Source organism: Pseudomonas sp. LjRoot277 (assembly GCF_964253845.1).
Classification (GTDB): Bacteria; Pseudomonadota; Gammaproteobacteria; order Pseudomonadales; family Pseudomonadaceae; genus Aquipseudomonas.
Genome location: NZ_CAXURI020000001.1, coordinates 5099105 through 5117623, shown reverse-complemented (window position 1 = coordinate 5117623; position 18519 = coordinate 5099105). Strand labels below are relative to the sequence as shown.

General features: G+C 59.8%; 19 protein-coding genes. 17 read left to right on the top strand and 2 right to left on the bottom strand.

All coding sequences use genetic code 11. From position 1 onward, the window contains the following. Positions 1–10: 10 nt before the first annotated feature. From ACSQ87_RS24010 to ACSQ87_RS23975, 8 genes are all read left to right on the top strand, one after another. The gene (locus ACSQ87_RS24010) at positions 11–196 is read left to right on the top strand and encodes a Trm112 family protein (RefSeq protein WP_007945752.1); all 186 of its coding nucleotides are present in this window, start codon (positions 11–13) and stop codon (positions 194–196) included. Continuing rightward, positions 193–957, top strand: a complete 765-nt coding sequence (kdsB, locus tag ACSQ87_RS24005; protein WP_436274523.1) for a 3-deoxy-manno-octulosonate cytidylyltransferase — start codon at positions 193–195, stop codon at positions 955–957. The genes ACSQ87_RS24010 and kdsB overlap by 4 nt, the downstream gene beginning before the upstream one ends. Continuing rightward, positions 957–1421 carry a low molecular weight protein-tyrosine-phosphatase gene (locus ACSQ87_RS24000; RefSeq protein WP_223431910.1) on the top strand — a complete coding sequence of 155 codons (465 nt, stop codon included), beginning with the start codon at positions 957–959 and terminating at the stop codon, positions 1419–1421. The genes kdsB and ACSQ87_RS24000 overlap by 1 nt, the downstream gene beginning before the upstream one ends. Then, on the top strand, positions 1418–2437 hold the full coding sequence (gene murB / locus ACSQ87_RS23995) for a UDP-N-acetylmuramate dehydrogenase (protein ID WP_436274522.1): 1020 nt from the start codon (positions 1418–1420) through the stop codon (positions 2435–2437). The genes ACSQ87_RS24000 and murB overlap by 4 nt, the downstream gene beginning before the upstream one ends. Positions 2438–2681: 244 nt before the next feature. Continuing rightward, positions 2682–3152 carry a (2Fe-2S)-binding protein gene (locus ACSQ87_RS23990; protein WP_223431908.1) on the top strand — a complete coding sequence of 157 codons (471 nt, stop codon included), beginning with the start codon at positions 2682–2684 and terminating at the stop codon, positions 3150–3152. Beyond that, complete coding sequence (locus tag ACSQ87_RS23985; RefSeq protein WP_223431907.1) at positions 3149–5470, top strand: xanthine dehydrogenase family protein molybdopterin-binding subunit; 2322 nt, start codon at positions 3149–3151, stop codon at positions 5468–5470. Before ACSQ87_RS23990 ends, ACSQ87_RS23985 begins: the two co-directional genes overlap by 4 nt. After that, complete coding sequence (locus ACSQ87_RS23980; RefSeq protein ID WP_436274521.1) at positions 5470–6453, top strand: XdhC family protein; 984 nt, start codon at positions 5470–5472, stop codon at positions 6451–6453. Before ACSQ87_RS23985 ends, ACSQ87_RS23980 begins: the two co-directional genes overlap by 1 nt. Next, on the top strand, positions 6450–7040 hold the full coding sequence (locus tag ACSQ87_RS23975) for a nucleotidyltransferase family protein (RefSeq protein ID WP_436274520.1): 591 nt from the start codon (positions 6450–6452) through the stop codon (positions 7038–7040). The genes ACSQ87_RS23980 and ACSQ87_RS23975 overlap by 4 nt, the downstream gene beginning before the upstream one ends. A 114-nt stretch (positions 7041–7154) precedes the next feature. Here the strand turns inward: ACSQ87_RS23975 and rne are convergent, their stop codons facing one another. Continuing rightward, positions 7155–10352: a ribonuclease E gene (rne, locus tag ACSQ87_RS23970; RefSeq protein WP_436274519.1), complete on the bottom strand. Its 3198-nt coding sequence runs from the start codon at positions 10350–10352 to the stop codon at positions 7155–7157. 700 nt (positions 10353–11052) lie between these two features. Between rne and rluC the strand changes: the two genes are divergently transcribed. Genes rluC through sppA form a run of 3 tightly spaced genes read left to right on the top strand, consistent with a single transcriptional unit; the run spans position 11053 to position 13678 of the window. Next, positions 11053–12015, top strand: a complete 963-nt coding sequence (gene rluC, locus ACSQ87_RS23965; protein WP_436274518.1) for a 23S rRNA pseudouridine(955/2504/2580) synthase RluC — start codon at positions 11053–11055, stop codon at positions 12013–12015. Then, the gene (locus ACSQ87_RS23960) at positions 12002–12664 is read left to right on the top strand and encodes an HAD-IA family hydrolase (RefSeq protein WP_150657058.1); all 663 of its coding nucleotides are present in this window, start codon (positions 12002–12004) and stop codon (positions 12662–12664) included. The genes rluC and ACSQ87_RS23960 overlap by 14 nt, the downstream gene beginning before the upstream one ends. A 24-nt stretch (positions 12665–12688) precedes the next feature. Further along, a complete protein-coding gene (gene sppA / locus ACSQ87_RS23955) occupies positions 12689–13678 on the top strand; it encodes a signal peptide peptidase SppA (RefSeq protein ID WP_436274517.1) in 990 nt (329 codons plus the stop codon). 145 nt (positions 13679–13823) lie between these two features. Here sppA and ACSQ87_RS23950 read toward each other — a convergent pair whose 3' ends face one another. Further along, a complete protein-coding gene (locus ACSQ87_RS23950; protein WP_223431902.1) occupies positions 13824–14402 on the bottom strand; it encodes a Maf family protein in 579 nt (192 codons plus the stop codon). Between the two features lie 106 nt (positions 14403–14508). On the opposite strand from ACSQ87_RS23950, the gene ACSQ87_RS23945 reads away from it, so the two are divergent. From ACSQ87_RS23945 to acpP, 6 genes are all read left to right on the top strand, one after another. Continuing rightward, entirely contained in the window at positions 14509–15036 is a 528-nt protein-coding gene (locus ACSQ87_RS23945; protein WP_004371317.1) for a YceD family protein, read from the top strand. A 13-nt stretch (positions 15037–15049) separates the two neighbouring features. Continuing rightward, positions 15050–15232 carry a 50S ribosomal protein L32 gene (rpmF, locus tag ACSQ87_RS23940; protein WP_008152339.1) on the top strand — a complete coding sequence of 61 codons (183 nt, stop codon included), beginning with the start codon at positions 15050–15052 and terminating at the stop codon, positions 15230–15232. A 4-nt stretch (positions 15233–15236) separates the two neighbouring features. Further along, positions 15237–16247 carry a phosphate acyltransferase PlsX gene (plsX, locus tag ACSQ87_RS23935; protein WP_082459097.1) on the top strand — a complete coding sequence of 337 codons (1011 nt, stop codon included), beginning with the start codon at positions 15237–15239 and terminating at the stop codon, positions 16245–16247. Between the two features lie 125 nt (positions 16248–16372). After that, entirely contained in the window at positions 16373–17311 is a 939-nt protein-coding gene (fabD, locus tag ACSQ87_RS23930) for an ACP S-malonyltransferase (protein ID WP_008152335.1), read from the top strand. Positions 17312–17327: 16 nt separating this feature from the next. Further along, the gene (fabG, locus tag ACSQ87_RS23925; protein ID WP_129437450.1) at positions 17328–18071 is read left to right on the top strand and encodes a 3-oxoacyl-ACP reductase FabG; all 744 of its coding nucleotides are present in this window, start codon (positions 17328–17330) and stop codon (positions 18069–18071) included. Between the two features lie 192 nt (positions 18072–18263). Beyond that, entirely contained in the window at positions 18264–18500 is a 237-nt protein-coding gene (gene acpP, locus ACSQ87_RS23920) for an acyl carrier protein (RefSeq protein ID WP_003442511.1), read from the top strand. Positions 18501–18519: the final 19 nt, after the last annotated feature.

The following is an 18519-nucleotide window of genomic DNA, read 5'->3' as shown; positions in this document are numbered from 1 at the left end:
GGGAATGCTCATGGACACCAAATTGCTCGATATCCTCGCTTGCCCGGTCTGCAAAGGCCCGCTCAAGCTCAGCGCCGACAAAACCGAGCTGATCAGCAAGGGCGCAGGCCTGGCTTACCCGATTCGCGACGGCATCCCGGTGATGCTCGAAACCGAAGCCCGCACCCTGACCACCGACGAGCGTCTGGATAAATGACCACAGCCTTTACCGTTGTCATTCCATCGCGTTACGCCTCCACCCGCTTGCCGGGCAAGCCGCTGCTGCTGATCGCCGGCAAGCCGATGATCCAGCACGTATGGGAACAGGCGAGCAAAAGCAGTGCTCAGCGCGTGGTGGTTGCCACTGACGATGCACGCATCGTCGAGGCCTGTAACGGGTTTGGCGCTGAAGTGGTGCTGACCCGCGAAGATCACAATTCCGGCACCGACCGTTTGGCCGAAGTCGCCGAGAAACTGGGCCTGGCGCCCGACGCCATTGTGGTCAACGTTCAGGGTGACGAACCGTTGATCCCGCCAAGCGTGATCGATCAGGTTGCCGCCAACCTGGCCGCCCACACCGAAGCGCGCATGGCCACGCTGGCCGAGCCGATCGAAGACGTGGAAACCCTGTTCAATCCCAACGTGGTCAAGGTCGTCAGCGACCTTAATGGCTTGGCACTGACTTTCAGTCGTGCCACGTTGCCGTGGGCACGCGACGCGTTCGCCAAAAGCCGCGAGCAATTGCCGGAAGGCGTGCCCTATCGTCGGCACATTGGCATCTATGCCTACCGCGCCGGTTTCCTGGATGACTTCGTTAGCTGGGGCCCGTGCTGGCTGGAAAATACCGAATCGCTGGAACAGCTGCGTGCCTTGTGGCACGGCGTGCGGATTCACGTCGCCGACGCGCTGATTGCACCGCCGACGGGCGTCGATACCGTCGAAGACCTTGAGCGCGTTCGTCGCCTGCTGGAGGCCTGATGCGGGTTTTGTTTGTCTGCCTGGGCAACATCTGCCGTTCGCCCACGGCTGAAGGCGTGTTGCGACACAAACTGCGCGAAGCGGGGCTGGTCGATCAAATCGAAGTGGCCTCCGCCGGCACCGGTGACTGGCACGTCGGCAAGGCGCCGGATAAGCGCAGTCAGGCGGCGGCCAAGCTGCGCGGTTATGACCTGTCCGCTCAACGCGCCCAGCAAGTGTCCCGCGCCGATTTCGCCACCTACGACCTGATTCTGGCGATGGACCACAGCAACTTGCGCAACCTCAAGGCCTTGCAACCGGCCAAGGGCAAGGCCGAGCTGGACCTGTTCCTGCGTCGCTACCAGTCGGAAATCGATGAAGTGCCGGATCCGTACTACGACGGCGACCAAGGCTTCGAGCAGGTGCTGGACCTGATCGAGCGCGCCAGTGATTTGCTGGTGATCGAATTGAAGGGACGGTTATGAGTTTGCAGGTTCAACCCCGGGTTTCGCTCAAACCGTTCAACACCTTTGGCGTCGATGTTCAGGCCCGGCTGTTTGCCGAAGCCCACAGCGATGCCGACGTGCGTGAAGCCCTGGCTTATGCGGTGGAGCATGACGTGCCGCTGCTGGTGATTGGTGGTGGCAGCAATTTGCTGCTGACGGCCGATATCCAATCGCTGGTGCTGCGCATGGCCACGCGCGGGATTCGCATCCTCAGTGATGACGGCAGCAAAGTCGTGATCGAAGCCGAAGCCGGCGAGCCTTGGCATCCGTTCGTGCAGCACACTCTGGCGCAGGGTTTGTCGGGCCTGGAAAACCTCAGTCTGATTCCCGGCACCGTCGGTGCGGCACCGATGCAGAACATCGGCGCCTATGGTGTGGAGATCAAAGACGTATTTGCCGGCCTGACCGCTCTGGATCGCCAGAGCGGCGACCTGCGGGACTTCACCCTGGAAGAATGCAACTTCGCCTACCGCGACAGCCTGTTCAAGCAGGAACCGGGGCGTTGGTTGATCCTGCGGGTACGTTTCATCCTGGACCGCGCCGCGCACCTGCATCTGGAATACGGCCCGGTGCGCCAGCGCCTGACCGAGCAAGGTATCGATCACCCGACCGCCACCGATGTCAGCCAGGCGATTTGCAGCATCCGCAATGAAAAGCTTCCAGACCCGGCAGTGCTCGGCAATGCCGGCAGCTTCTTCAAGAATCCGTTGGTGCCAGCGGCGCTCGTCGCGCAACTCAAAGGTGAATACCCGGATCTGGTGGCCTACGCGCAACCCGACGGGCAGATGAAACTGGCGGCGGGGTGGCTGATCGAGCGGGCCGGCTGGAAAGGTTTCCGTGACGCCGACGCCGGTGTGCATAAATTGCAGGCGTTGGTGCTGGTCAACTACGGCAACGCGACTGGTCTGCAATTGCTGAGCCTGGCGCAACGCATCCAGAAAGACATTTCAGAACGTTTCCATGTTGACCTGGAAATGGAGCCCAATCGGTATTGAGGCTACGCTTTCAAGACTGATCTCAAAGCCCTGCACACGTTTAACGGTGCAGGGCTTTTTTGTTAATGCTGGGTTAACTTAGCCACCTAACGATGCAAACGTTTGCTCCATCAAAGGCCCGATGCAGACGCTACCGTCCGCATAAGAGAGCCTCATTAGCCTGAGCCGATCTGCGTGATACCAACCGCCAACCCCAGGCGGCAGATTGCTCGACCCCATAACCAATAACTATGCGGGCGTGCCCATGATTACCCTGAAGCTCAATGGTCAAGACCATCAACTCGATGTTACCGAGGACATGCCGCTGCTCTGGGCGATCCGCGACGTGGCCGGTTACAACGGCACCAAATTCGGCTGCGGCATGGGCCTGTGCGGCGCCTGCACCATTCATATCGAAGGCGCTCCGGCGCGCAGTTGCATCACTCCGATCGGTTCGGTGGTCGGCCAGAACGTCACCACCGTCGATAACCTTCACGCCGACCCGGTCGGGCAAGTCGTCCAGCAAGCCTGGCTCGACACCGCCGTGGCCCAGTGCGGTTTCTGTCAGGGCGGGCAGATCATGTCGGCGACAGCGCTGCTCAAGACCAACCCGAACCCCAGCGACGAACAGATCGAAGAGGCGATGGTCGGCAACATTTGCCGCTGCGGCACTTACAACCGCATCAAGACCGCCATCCGCCAGGCGTCCACTCACCTGAAGGAGGCCAAGGCATGAGCCAGTTACCGAATGATTTCGCGCTGAGCAACCTCAGTCGCCGCGGTTTCCTCAAAGGCGTTGGCGCCACCAGTGCGTTGGTTTTGGTGGCGAGTTGGGGCTGGCAAGACGCTTTCGCTGCGGAGAAAGAGAAGAAATTCGGCGCCGATGGCATGCCCAACGGCTGGATCGACGATCCGAAGGTTTACGTCAGCATGGCCGCTGACGGCACGGTGACCGTGGTCTGCAACCGTTCGGAAATGGGCCAGGGTGTGCGCACCAGCCTGACGATGGTGGTGGCCGATGAGCTGGAAGCCGACTGGGCGATGATGAAGGTGCAACAGGCGCCGGGCGACGAAGTGCGCTTCGGTAACCAGGACACCGATGGCTCGCGCAGCATGCGCCACTGGTACGAGCCGATGCGTCGCTGCGGTGCTGCCGCGCGGACCATGCTTGAACAAGCCGCTGCAAATCAGTGGAAAGTGCCGGTCAGCGAATGCCATGCACAGCTGCATAAAGTCTTCCATAAACCGTCCGGCCGTGAATTGGGTTACGGCGCTTTGGCCGCTGCAGCCGGTGCGCTGGCGGTACCGGCGCGTGACAGCCTGCGGCTCAAGCAACCGTCGGAATTCCGCTATATCGGCAAGGAAGGCACCAAGGCTATCGACGGTGCCGATATCGTCAATGGCCGCGCCATTTACGGTGCAGACGTGCATTTCGACGGCATGCTCTACGCCACCATTGCGCGCCCTGCGGTGTACGGCGGCAAGGTTAAGTCCGTCGACTCCAGCGCTGCGATGAAAGTCCCGGGCGTGATCAAGGTTGTGCAGATCGAAGGTCATCCGCTGCCGTCGGAGTTTCAGCCGTTGGGCGGCGTGGCCGTGGTGGCCAGTAATACCTGGGCGGCGATCAAGGGCCGCGAAGCGCTGAAAATCGAGTGGGACGATGGCCCCAACGCCAGCTACGACTCGATCGCTTACCGCAAGGAAATTGAGGCTGCATCCCTCAAACCCGGCAAAGTGGTGCGCAATACCGGCAACATCGACGAAGCCATGGGCAGTGCCAACAGCACGCTCGAAGCGTCCTATTACCTGCCGCACCTCACGCAGGCGCCCATGGAACCGATGGTCGCCATCGCCCGCTTCAAGGACGGTGTGTGCGAAGCCTGGGCCCCAAGCCAGGCGCCACAAGTCTCCCGTGAACGAATTGGCGAACGTCTCGGCATTCCGTTCGATAACGTCACCTTTAACGTCACTTTGCTGGGCGGCGGTTTCGGTCGTAAATCCAAACCGGACTTCATCATTGAAGCTGCGATCCTTGCCAAGGAGTTCCCTGGCAAGGCCGTGCGGGTGCAATGGACCCGTGAAGACGACATCCACTGCTCCTATTTTCACACGGTGTCGGCCGAGTACCTGAAGGCCAGCCTGAACAAGGACGGCCTGCCGTCCGGCTGGTTGCACCGCACCGTGGCGCCGAGCATCACCGCGTTGTTTGCGCCGGGCATGAACCACGAGGCGGCCTTCGAGCTGGGCATGGGCTTTACCAACATGGCTTACGCGATCCCCAACGTGCGCCTGGAAAACCCGGAAGCGGCGATTCACACACGCGTCGGCTGGTATCGCTCGGTGTCGAACATTCCTCACGGTTTTGCGATTCAGAGCTTTGTCGATGAACTGGCGCACAAGGCCGGTCAGGATCCTCTCAAGTACCAGATCAAATTGCTCGGCCCGGACCGGCAGATCGATCCGCGCACCTTGAGTGAAGAGTGGAACTACGGCGAATCGCCCGAGCGTTATCCGATCGACACCGCACGTCTGCGTACGGTGCTGGAAACCGCCGCCAAAGCCGCCGGTTGGGGCCGCGAGTTGCCCAAGGGCCGAGGCCTGGGGCTGGCGGTGCATTACAGTTTCGTGACCTATGTGGCGGCGGTGATCGAGGTCGAAGTCAAAGACGACGGCACGCTGATCGTGCACAAGGCCGACATTGCGGTGGATTGCGGTCCGCAGATCAACCCCGAGCGTATTCGTGCGCAGTTCGAAGGCGCCTGTGTCATGGGTCTGGGCAACGCGGTGCTGGGGGAAATCAGCTTCAAGGACGGCAAGGTCCAGCAGGACAACTTCCATATGTACGAAGTGGCGCGCATGTCCCTGGCACCGAAGGAGGTCGCGGTTCATCTGGTCACGCCGCCAGGCAACGTGCCATTGGGCGGGGTTGGTGAACCGGGCGTGCCACCGATTGCGCCTGCGCTGTGCAACGCAATCTTTGCCGCCACCGGCAAGCGCATCCGTGACCTGCCGGTTCGCTATCAGCTGCAAGGTTGGCAGAAGGCGCAAGCCTGATGGACAGCGTCGATCTGAATGTCCTGCGCAGCGTGCTGGAATGGCGCCGCGCCGGTCAACGGGTGGTGTTGTACAGCGTGGTCCAGACCTGGGGCACCGCGCCTCGGGCCCCTGGCGCCATGCTGGCCTTGCGTGAAGATGGTGTGGTGATTGGCTCGGTGTCCGGTGGTTGTGTCGAAGACGATTTGATTGCCCGGCTGCACGACGGTCGTATTCCCGCCGATGGGCCGCCGGTGCAATTGATCACTTACGGCGTCACCCGTGAGGAGGCGGCACGCTTCGGTTTGCCGTGCGGCGGCACCTTGCGCCTGACCGAGGAGCGGGTCGGCGATCCGGCTTGGGTCGCCGAGTTGCTGGCGCGCTGCGAGGCGCATGAGATTGTTGCTCGCTCGCTCAGTGTCGAGACGGGTGAAGTCATTCTGCAGCCGGCCGACAAGACGGATGTCCTGACGTTCGATGGCAAGACGTTGCGGGCCATTTACGGTCCGCGTTGGCGGCTGTTGCTGATCGGTGCGGGGCAGTTGTCCCGTTATGTCGCCGAGATGGCGCGGCTGCTGGATTTCGAAGTGCTGATCTGCGATCCGCGCACCGAGTTCGTTTACGGCTGGGAAGAGCAGCACGGGCGATTTGTTTCGGGCATGCCCGATGAAGCGGTGCTGAGCATTCAGACTGACGAGCGTACGGCCATCGTCGCGCTGACCCACGATCCTCGGCTCGATGACATGGCGCTGCTCACGGCGCTGGATTCCAGGGCGTTTTATGTCGGTGCGCTGGGTTCCCGGGTCAACAGCCTTAAGCGCCGGGATAACCTCGCTCAGCTAGGCTTGTCACATGAGGCAATCGAGCGGCTGCATGGTCCGATCGGTTTGCACATCGGCAGCCACACACCGGCGGAAATCGCCTTGTCGCTGCTGGCTGAAATCGTGGCGATCAAGAACGGCGTCGAGCTCAAGCAGAAGAAGCCGTTGCAGGAGGTGGTATGAGTGAACCGATCGGCGTCATCGTTTTGGCTGCGGGGCAGGGCAGTCGGTTTCGACAGGAGGCCGGTGCCGAGAGGGACAAGCTGGTGGCGGATTGCACGGGGCGCGAGGGTGCTGTTCATTCGATGATCGAGCAAGTGCTGGTGAATTTGCCGGCCTCCCTTGAGAAGCGCGTCCTGGTGACCACTGTGGATCGACCACAAGTGATCCGCATGGCCAAGGCTTATGGTTGCGAGATTGTGCTGATCGAATCGACCGGCATGGGCGACAGCATCGCGGTCGGGGTGGCGGCGTGTCCGCAGCTCAGTGGCTGGCTGATTGTGCTGGGGGATATGCCGTTTGTCCTTCCCGCGAGTATTGAACGTGTGGTGGCGGGGATTGCCGATGACGCCGTCAGTGTTCCGGTGCATCAAGGCGAGTATGGGCATCCAGTGGGATTTGGGCGCAGCTTTGGTCCGGCGTTGATGGCGTTGTCCGGTGATCGAGGGGCCAAGGCGTTGTTTGCGCAGGCGAGAGTGGTCGAGGTGGCGGTAGACGATCCCGGGGTGTTGTGGGATGTGGACGTTCCAGAGAAATTAGTGTTTGTGTGATCCCCAAAAGATCGTCCGAACGCGGCCCGAGCCTTCGGACGATCTTTTGATTTTTTGGACATAAAAAAAGCCCCGCCTGGATCACCAGGCGGGGCTTTTTAGTGGCCGATGGAATCAGACGAGAGGTTTAGGCTCGTGTTCTTTTTCCAGGGCTTGCTCGTGTTGCTCTACCGCTTCCTGAACGGAGCGCGGTGCTTCTTCGATCACCGATTCAGCGGGTTCGGCAGCAGCGACTTCAGCAGCCGGGGCAGGTGTTGCCTCGACGACTTCAGCGACAACCGGTGCTGGTTCGACAGCCGCCGGAGCAGCAGCGGCAGCCAGTTCGGCTTCCTTCTGCAGACGCTCTTCTTCACGCTTGCGACGACGCACTTCACGTGGATCGTTCGGCGCACGGCCACTCGGCGTCAGGGCGCTGACAGGGGCGGCTTCGACTTCCGGTGCGGCCACTTCGGCAACAACCGGCGCTTCAACCATCGGAGCAGGCTCGGCAGCAGCAACCACTGGCTCGGACACCATGGCCTCGGCTTCTGGCGCTTCGGCGGCGGCTGGCTCGGCAACCCAGTTGAACGCGGTTTGCTCTTCGCGAACTTCACGGACAGCTTCGGTCACTGTTTCGCTGGCTGTTTCGACAACCGGTTCTGCGGCAACCACTGGCTCAGCGGCAGCTTCAACGACAGGCTGTGCTTCACGAACCGGGGCTACTTCGATTTCCGGAGCGGTGGTGGCTTCGACCGGAGTCGTTGCTTCAACCACTGGCGCTTCCACTGGAGCAGTTTCCAGGGTGGCGGCAGTCGCGCGTTCGGCTTGCTCGTTAGCCTGTGCTTCGGCTGGAGCGCTGATCACGGTGCTGGCAACGGCTGCGGTAACAGCCAGGCCGGCGGCCAGATCGGCAGCGCTTGGCGCTTCGTTGGTTTCGGCAGCTTCGTTACCTTCGGCGGACTCGGATTCTTCCGAACCTTCGATCACATTACCGTTGGCATCGCGTTGACGCTCGCGACGGTTGCTGCGACGACGCTGGCCACGGGAGCGGCGGCGTGGACGATCGCCTTCGGCGCCGTCCTGACCATCTTCCTGCAGTTGCTCTTCGTTGGTAACCAGCTCTTCTTCAGCTACTGCGGCAGCAGCTTGCTCGGCACGTGGCTGACGTTCTTCACGCGGTGGGCGTGGAGCACGTTCTTCACGTGGCTGGCGAGCTGGACGTTCTTCAGCAACAGCAGCTGCGGCCGGAGCAGCATCCAGAGGCTCGCGCAGTTCACGAACCGGACGCTCTTCACGATCGCCACGTGGCTTGCGATCTTCGCGAGGAGCGCGCGGTGCACGTTCTTCACGAGGGGCACGTGGTGCGCGCTCTTCACGTGGAGCGCGTTCTTCGCGGGCGACTGCTACTGCCGGAGTTTCCTCGCGGGCTTCGCGTGGCTCACGTGGTGCGCGCTCTTCACGCGGTGCACGTTCCTCGCGAGGCTTGCGCTCTTCATCGCGGCGAACGTTACGGTTGCGGCTCTGCTGACGACCGTTGCGACGCTCTTCGTTGCGGGCCGGACGCTCGGTGGTCGCCGGTTTTTCAACCACAACCGGAGCAGCAGGCTCTTCCTTGGTTGCGAACAGGCTGACCAGCGACTTCACCAGGCCTTTGAACAGGCTTGGCTCTGGCGCGGCGGCCGGTGCGGCAACAGGTGCGGCAGCGACGACTTCGGTCGGAACCGGAGCATTGGCGCGGGCCGGAGCGGTCTTGACCGCGGCTTCCTGGCGAACCAGGGTGCGGGTCGCAGCGGCTGGCTGGACTTCTTCGACTTCGGCAGCGGCAGCAGCGATTTCGTAGCTGGACTGGCCGACTGCAGCTTCCGGGCTGTCATCGCGCAGACGCTGCACTTCGAAGTGCGGCGTTTCGAGGTGATCGTTCGGCAGAATGACGATGCGGGCACGGGTGCGCAGTTCGATCTTGGTGATCGAGTTGCGTTTTTCGTTGAGCAGGAACGCGGCGACCGGGATCGGCACTTGGGCGCGAACTTCGGCAGTGCGGTCTTTCAGGGCTTCTTCTTCGATCAGGCGCAGGATCGCCAGCGACAGCGATTCAACGTCACGGATGATGCCGGTGCCGTTGCAACGCGGGCAAACGATGCCGCTGCTTTCGCCCAGCGATGGACGCAGGCGCTGACGGGACATTTCCAGCAGGCCGAAGCGCGAGATGCGACCGACTTGCACGCGAGCGCGGTCGGCTTCCAGGCATTCGCGGACTTTCTCTTCCACGGCGCGCTGGTTCTTGGCAGGGGTCATGTCGATGAAGTCGATGACGATCAGGCCGCCGATGTCGCGCAAGCGCAACTGACGGGCGATTTCTTCGGCGGCTTCAAGGTTGGTCTGCAGAGCGGTTTCTTCGATGTCGCTGCCTTTGGTGGCGCGCGCCGAGTTGATGTCGATGGACACCAGGGCTTCGGTCGGATCGATAACGATGGAGCCGCCGGAAGGCAGTTCAACGACGCGCTGGAAAGCGGTCTCGATCTGGCTTTCGATCTGGAAACGGTTGAACAGCGGAACGCTGTCTTCGTACAGTTTGATCTTGCTGGCGTACTGCGGCATCACCTGGCGGATGAAGGTCAGGGCTTCGTCCTGGGCTTCAACGCTGTCGATCAGCACTTCGCCGATGTCCTGGCGCAGGTAATCGCGGATGGCGCGGATGATCACGTTGCTTTCCTGGTAGATCAGGAAAGGCGCGGAGCGATCCAGCGAGGCTTCTTTGATGGCGGTCCAGAGTTGCAGCAGGTAGTCGAGGTCCCACTGCATTTCTTCGCTGCTGCGGCCCAGGCCGGCAGTGCGAACGATCAGACCCATGTCGGCTGGTGCAACCAGGCCGTTCAGGGCTTCACGCAGTTCGTTGCGCTCTTCACCTTCGATGCGACGGGAGATACCGCCGGCACGCGGGTTGTTTGGCATCAGAACCAGGTAACGACCGGCCAGGCTGATGAAGGTGGTCAGGGCTGCGCCCTTGTTGCCACGTTCTTCTTTTTCGACCTGAACGATGACTTCCTGGCCTTCGCTCAGGACGTCCTTGATGTTGACGCGGCCTTCGGGGGCTTTCTTGAAGTATTCGCGGGAGATTTCTTTGAGGGGCAGGAAGCCGTGGCGCTCAGAGCCGAAATCGACAAAGGCAGCCTCAAGGCTTGGTTCGATGCGAGTAATCCGGCCTTTATAGATGTTGGCCTTTTTCTGCTCGCGTGCACCGGATTCGATGTCCAGGTCGTAGAGGCGTTGGCCATCTACCAGTGCAACACGCAACTCTTCGGGTTGAGTTGCGTTAATCAGCATTCTTTTCATGTAGTACCGTCGGTTTCCGGGCTGCCGGAAACGGCGTTCGGCACACACGACTTCTCATGGTCGGTGTCAGGTGCGTCAGGAGTGGTTGGACACTCCAGTGTCTAGCGAACCCCGACCAATTGGGCCGGCGTCGCGACGTACGCGTCCTGCTTGCTGTGGCTACTTAAGCACTCAGTCAGGAGGAGGAATCAACCAGCGGCTGTGGACGAGATGAAGCGTCTTGATAAAGCCTATTGCTACACAGTCCAGCGGTTGTGCATCTCCACCCTACACGTATCCCTGATAATTCGGGTGCTGCCGCGCGCAGAATCCGCAGCGGGTTGGCATTTACCGTGAGCTCCGAAAGGGGAGGTCACGCATCATGGCTAATTTAGGCGTTGTTTCCGAAGCGTTCGCTCGGGGTTGTTCGTAGCTGACTGCACTTTGTGAACTGGCCGTGAATATTTGCTCGCAAGGCGAGTGAAAACTCTGCTTTGCGGCATGCTTCAGGCCTCATGTCACCTGCGCTCGTTACAACTGCAAACTCTACCGTTTCGTAGCGAAAGCCCCGTAGGACGGCCTCTCGTCCTCGTGAATTGCGTTGGTCAGGGCCGGTTTTTGACCGTTAGTCCGCTGTCCAGGCCACTTTTGGCGGCGTTCGCGACTATAGCAGCAATGATTAAGTGCTTCAATTCCATAAAAAATTGTTATCATCCGCGCCATGACGACTACTGCCCCTTCGACCCCAGCCGTACAACTGCTGGAGGTCTCGCCGGAATATGCCGGCCAACGTATTGATAACTTCCTTCTCGCTCGGCTCAAAGGCGTGCCCAAGACCTTGATTTACCGCATTTTGCGCAAAGGCGAAGTGCGAGTGAACAAAGGTCGGATCAAGCCCGAATACAAGCTGCAGGCGGGCGATATCGTGCGCGTGCCGCCGGTTCGCGTGCCCGAGCGCGACGAACCCGTGCCGCTGGCCCAAGGCCTGCTGCAGCGCCTCGAAGCCTCGATTGTCTTCGAAGACAAGGCGTTGATCGTGATCAACAAGCCTTGCGGCATCGCGGTTCACGGTGGCAGCGGCCTGACTTACGGGGTGATCGAAGCCTTTCGTCAGTTGCGTCCCGATTGCAAAGAGCTCGAACTGGTTCACCGTCTCGACCGTGATACCTCCGGCCTGTTGATGATCGCCAAGAAGCGCAGCATGCTGCGTCACTTGCACGCGGCACTGCGCGGTGATGGCGTCGATAAGCGCTACATGGCGCTGGTTCGCGGCAACTGGGCGGCCTCGATCAAGCAAGTCCGAGCGTCGCTCGGCAAGAGCAACCTGCGCTCCGGCGAGCGTATGGTCGAGGTCGATGAGGAGGAGGGCAAGGAGTCCGTGACCGTGTTCAAGGTCCTGCGTCGTTTTGGCGACTTTGCCACCCTGATCGAAGCCAAGCCGATCACCGGCCGGACTCACCAGATCCGCGTCCACACCTTGCACGCCGGGCATTGCATCGCCGGCGATACCAAGTACGGCGATGAAGGCTTCAGCAAAGAGATTCGTGACCTGGGCGGCAAGCGCCTGTTCCTGCACGCCTACATGCTGACCGTGCCGCTGCCGGATGGTGGTGAGCTGAAGTTGCAGGCGCCGGTCGACGAGATGTGGGCCAAAACCGTGGAGCGATTGAGTGCGCCCATCTGATTACAAGCTGCTGATTTTCGATTGGGACGGCACTCTCGCCGACTCCATTGGTCGGATTGTCGAGTCGATGCATGTTGCGTCCGAGCGATCCGGATTTCAGTTGCGTGATGATTTTGCCGTCAAGGGCATCATCGGTCTGGGCTTGCCGGAAGCGATTCGCACGTTGTATCCGGAAATCGGCGACGACGAATTGGTAGCCTTCCGTCAGCACTATGCTGATCACTACATCGCCTCAGAAGCTGTTCCTTCGCCGTTGTTCGAGGGTGTGGTCGAGTCGATGGAAGCGTTTCGTGCTGAGGGTTATCACTTGGCGGTCGCGACCGGCAAGGCTCGTCGCGGGCTGGATCGGGTGCTGAAATCGCACGGCTGGGAAGATTATTTCGATATCACCCGCGCGGCCGACGAAACCGCCAGCAAACCCCATCCGCTAATGCTCGAGCAGATCCTCGCTCACTGCGAGGTTCGCCCGGAGCAGGCGCTGATGGTGGGCGATTCGTCCTTTGACTTGCAGATGGCGCGCAACGCGGGCATGGATTCGGTGGCCGTCAGCTATGGTGCGCAATCGATCGAAGCGTTGAAATTATTCGAGCCGGCACTGGCCATTGATCGTTTTTCAGAATTGCATGCCTGGCTGAGTCAGCGGGCTTAATGGATTTTTGCTGGGGTAGATGTCATGACCGACGAATGGAAGGCGCCCGCCAAGGCGAGCGCAGAGAGCGGTGACGAGAAAAGCTGGAAGCTGCTGGAAAAAACCCTGCTGGCCAGCGTGCAGGAGCAGCGCCGGTCCCGTCGCTGGGGGATTTTCTTCAAGCTGCTGACCTTTGTGTACCTGCTTGGCGCGTTGATCCTGTTCACGCCGCTGATGGACATGGAAAAAGCTGCCACCCTCAGTGGTAACTACACCGCGCTGATCGACGTGACCGGCATGATCGCCGACAAGGAGCCAGCCAGCGCTGACAATATCGTCGGCAGCCTGCGTGCAGCGTTCGAGGACAAGAAGGTCAAAGGTGTCGTCCTGCGAATCAATAGTCCGGGCGGCAGTCCGGTGCAGTCGGGTTACGTCTATGACGAGATCCGCCGTTTGCGTGGCCTGCATCCGGACACCAAGCTTTACGCGGTGATCTCTGATTTGGGCGCTTCCGGTGCTTATTACATCGCCAGTGCGGCGGATCAGATCTACGCCGACAAGGCGAGCCTGGTGGGTTCCATTGGTGTGACGGCGGCTGGTTATGGCTTTGTCGGGACAATGGAGAAGCTGGGTGTCGAGCGTCGCACTTACACTTCTGGCGAGCACAAATCGTTCCTTGACCCGTTCCAGCCGCAAAAGCCTGAAGAAACTCAGTTCTGGCAGGGCGTGCTCGATACCACTCATCAGCAATTCATCAGCAGCGTCAAGAAAGGTCGTGGCGACCGTCTCAAGGACAAGGAACATCCGGAGTTGTTCTCCGGGTTGGTCTGGTCGGGCGAGCAGGCACTGCCGTTGGGCCTGATCGATGGCCTGGGGAATGCCAGTTCGGTGGCGCGTGACGTGATCGGCGAGAAAGAGTTGGTGGACTTCACTGTTCAAGAATCGCCATTCGATCGCTTCTCGAAAAAACTCGGTGCCAGCGTGGCTGAGCATCTGGCGATGTGGATGGGCTTCCAGGGGTCTTCGTTGCGCTGATTCTCCTGTCACATAAAAAAACCGGCTTTTGCCGGTTTTTTTTGAGTCAAAAGATCGCAGCCTCGTTTCACTCGACAGCTCCTACATTGAAATGCGTATCCCTTGTAGGAGCTGTCGAGTGAAACGAGGCGCGATCTTTTGACCTTTAAGGTATCTGCACGCCTTCGGCCAGCAACATGTCCACCAGGCGAATCAATGGCAGGCCGATCAGGCTGGTGGCGTCAGGGCCTTCGGTGCTTTGAAACAGGCTCACCCCCAAACCTTCGGCTTTGAAGCTGCCAGCGCAGTCGTAGGGCTGTTCGGTGCGCAGGTAGCGTTCGATGCGCGCCTGATCGAGCGAGCGCATGTGTACAGTGAACGGCACGCAGTCGACCTGGCATTCACCAGTCTGGCTGTTGAGCAGGGCGAGGCCGGTGAGGAAGGTCACGCTGGCACCGCTCGAAGCCAGCAATTGTTCGCGGGCCTTTTCGAAGGTGTGTGGTTTGCCGATAATCCGTTCGCCAAGCACCGCAACCTGATCGGAGCCGATGATCAGATGAGCGGAATGACTGCTGGCCAGTGCACGTGCTTTTTCCTCGGCGAGGCGCTTGACCAGCTCGATGGCGGACTCGCCCGGACGATGGCTTTCGTCGATATCCGGCGAGCTGCAGGTAAACGGCAGCTGCAAGCGGGCCAGCAATTCCCGGCGATAAACCGAGCTTGAAGCGAGTAATAAAGGCAGCATGCGCATCTCCAGAAGACAGGCGCGAATTCTAGCGGAGGCTTGCAAGTGACGGACAGGGCTGAATTTCCTTTGACATGGCTGGGGGCATCCCTATAATGCTGCGCCTATGTTGAATGACCCGATTCCACCTCACGTTGACCCGCGCAAATTGGCTGATCGTGGCACCACCCTTCAAGGTGAACTGCTGCTGGCCGATTTGGAGAGACTCTGCGACCCGCTTTCCGACACTGTCGGTACGGTGCAGGCTAAATTCGTTTTTGAACGAGATGAACGTAAATCTGTGGTAATTCACAGCTTTATTGACACCGAAGTCAAAATGGTTTGCCAGCGTTGTCTTGAGCTGGTCACCCTGCCGATCCATAGCGAATGCAGTTATGCTGTGGTGAAGGAGGGTGCGAATACCCAGTCGTTGCCGAAAGGTTATGACGTGCTGGAACTGGGCGAAGATCCTTTGGATCTGCAGTCACTGATCGAGGAGGAGCTTCTGCTCGCCTTGCCCATTGTGCCTGCTCATCATCCGGAAGAATGCCAGCAGCCGGCGGGTCTCGATGAGCCCGAACCGAGCGAGGACGAGGTAACGCGGTCCAACCCGTTCAGTGTATTGGCGCAGTTAAAGCGTGACCCAAACGTTTAGGAGTTAATCAATTATGGCTGTTCAGCAGAACAAAAAATCCCGCTCTGCCCGTGACATGCGTCGTTCGCACGACGCCCTGACGGCAAGCACTCTGTCTGTAGAAAAAACCACCGGTGAAATTCACCTGCGTCACCACGTATCGCCAGAAGGCGTATACCGTGGCCGTAAAGTGATCGACAAGGGCGCTGACGAGTAATCACTTGTCTGCTCAAGTCATCGCGATTGACGCAATGGGCGGGGACTTCGGTCCCCGCAGCATTGTTCAGGCCAGCCTTGCTTGCCTGTCTGCTACGCCCTCGCTGCACCTGACTCTCGTCGGTCAACCCTCCCTTCTTGAAGAACTGCTCTCTGGCCAATCGGCTGTGGATCGCTCGCGCCTGTCGATTGCTCCGGCGTCCGAAGTCATCACCATGGACGAAAAGCCTGCACAGGCCCTGCGCGGAAAGCCCGACTCGTCGATGCGCGTGGCGCTGGAGTTGCTGCGCGATGGCAAGGTCCAGGCTTGTGTCAGCGCCGGCAATACCGGTGCGCTGATGGCGTTGTCGCGCTTCGTGCTCAAGACCTTGCCGGGCATTGATCGGCCGGCGATGGTGGCGGCGATTCCGACGCAGAAGGGTTATTGCCAGTTGCTCGACCTGGGCGCCAATGTCGATTGCAGCGCCGAGCACTTGTTGCAGTTCGCCGTGATGGGGTCGGTGGCGGCGGAAACGCTGGGCATCGTTCGTCCGCGAGTGGCGCTGCTGAACATTGGTACTGAGGACATCAAGGGCAATCAGCAGGTCAAGCTGGCGGCCACCTTGTTGCAGAGTGCTCGCGGCATCAATTACATCGGTTTTGTCGAAGGTGACGGTGTGTACCGTGGCGAGGCGGATGTGGTGGTGTGTGACGGTTTTGTCGGCAATATCCTGCTCAAATCCAGCGAAGGCCTGGCGACCATGATTGCCGGGCGCATCGAAGCCTTGTTCAAGAAAAACCTCGCATCGAAAGTGGTCGGTGCTTTGGCATTGCCGCTGATGAAGCGCTTGCAAGCCGATCTGGCGCCTGCGCGACATAACGGCGCAAGTTTCCTTGGTTTGCAGGGAATTGTGGTGAAAAGCCATGGTTCGGCGGGGGTTCAGGGCTTCCAGAGTGCGATTCAGCGCGCCTTGATCGAGATCCAGGAAAATCTGCCGGAACGCATTCACGGTCGCCTGGAAGATTTGTTGCTTTAGGCGTTTTCGTCGGACAATGCTTAAATGTGACCGCTCAGTTCAATTTGCCATCCAACTGTCAGTTTCTTGCGTCCCCCAAGCGGGACGTCAATTCTCCGACGACAAGATCATTAGGGGCTTGTTACATGTCTGCTTCCCTCGCATTCGTCTTTCCGGGACAGGGTTCGCAGTCCCTCGGCATGCTGGCCGAGTTGGGCGCGCAACATCCGGTTGTCCTCGAAACATTCAAAGAAGCTTCCGATGCTCTGGGTTACGACCTGTGGGCACTGACCCAGCAAGGGCCGGAAGAACAACTCAATCAAACCGATAAAACCCAGCCGGCCATTCTGACCGCCTCGATTGCCTTGTGGCGTCTGTGGCTGGCTGAAGGCGGCGCGCGTCCGGCGTATGTTGCCGGTCACAGCCTGGGCGAATACAGCGCTCTGGTTGCCGCGGGCAGTCTGAGCCTGGGTGACGCGGTGAAGCTGGTTGAGCGCCGTGGTCAGTTGATGCAGGAAGCCGTTCCGGCCGGGCAAGGTGGCATGGCCGCCATTCTCGGTCTGGACGATGCTGATGTGCTGGCAGCCTGTGCCGAAGCGGCGCAAGGCGAAGTGGTCAGTGCGGTCAACTTCAACTCCCCTGGCCAGGTGGTCATCGCCGGTGCCAAGGCAGCGGTCGAGCGCGCCATTGAAGGCTGCAAGGCCCGTGGTGCCAAGCGCGCCATGCCGTTGCCGGTCAGCGTGCCGTCCCATTGCGAGCTGATGCGTCCGGCGGCCGAGCGTTTCGCCGAGTCGATCGCAGCGATCGACTGGCAGGCGCCGCAGATCCCGGTGGTTCAGAACGTCAGCGCCACTGTGCCGGCCGATCTGGAAACCCTCAAGCGCGATCTGCTTGAGCAGCTCTACAAGCCTGTGCGCTGGGTCGAATCGGTTCAGGCGCTGGCCGCCAAAGGTGCTACCCAGTTGGTCGAATGCGGCCCGGGTAAAGTGCTGGCTGGCCTGAACAAGCGTTGCGCCGAAGGCGTGTCGACATCCAACCTCAATACCCCCGACGCCTTCGCTGCCGCTCGCGCAGCGTTGGCCTGAATCAGGAGAAGCCTGCATGAGTCTGCAAGGTAAAGTTGCACTGGTCACTGGCGCGAGCCGCGGTATCGGCCAGGCTATCGCCCTGGAACTGGGTCGTCAGGGCGCCATCGTTATCGGCACCGCGACATCTGCCTCGGGTGCCGAGCGCATTGCCGCTACTCTGAAGGAAAGCGGGATTCAAGGCACTGGCCTGGAACTCAATGTCACCAGCGACGAATCCGTTGCTGCAGTACTGGCGAGCATTACATCGCAGTTCGGTGCGCCGGCGATCCTGGTCAATAATGCCGGCATCACCCGCGATAATCTGATGATGCGCATGAAAAATGACGAATGGCATGACGTCGTCGATACCAACCTGAACAGTCTGTTCCGCCTGTCCAAGGGCGTTTTGCGCGGTATGACCAAAGCTCGTTGGGGACGAATTATCAGTATTGGCTCGGTTGTGGGTGCCATGGGCAACGCAGGCCAAGTAAACTACGCAGCCGCCAAGGCCGGTCTGGAAGGTTTCAGCCGTTCACTGGCGCGTGAAGTCGGTTCGCGTTCGATTACGGTAAACTCGGTGGCCCCTGGGTTCATCGACACCGATATGACCCGCGAACTGCCCGAGGCACAGCGTGAAGCCTTGCAGACGCAGATTCCGCTGGGCCGTCTGGGACAAGCTCAAGAGATCGCGTCTGTGGTCGCTTTTCTTGCATCCGACGGTGCGGCTTACGTTACTGGGGCTACAATCCCGGTGAACGGCGGGATGTACATGAGTTAAATGTGACGGATCGCTTCAAAAAAATGTCATACGAGCTGTCTAAAATCCGTTATAAAGCTGCAATCTATTTAATAGGCAGAGGGTCGTCGGGTTTGAGGAGTGAAGCTTTCAGTTGAAAAACTGAAAAGTCTTTCTATACACTTACCCACTGGCCAGCTGCCTGAATTTGTCCATTAGGAGTGAAAACAAGGTATGAGCACCATCGAAGAGCGCGTCAAGAAAATCGTTGCTGAGCAACTGGGCGTTAAAGAAGAAGAAGTGGTCAACACTGCTTCCTTCGTTGAAGACCTGGGTGCCGACTCCCTTGACACCGTTGAGCTGGTGATGGCTCTGGAAGAGGAATTCGAGACCGAAATCCCTGACGAAGAAGCTGAGAAGATCACTACTGTACAAGCCGCAATCGATTACGTTACTAACCACCAGGCTTAATAGCTTGTAATCGTTGCTT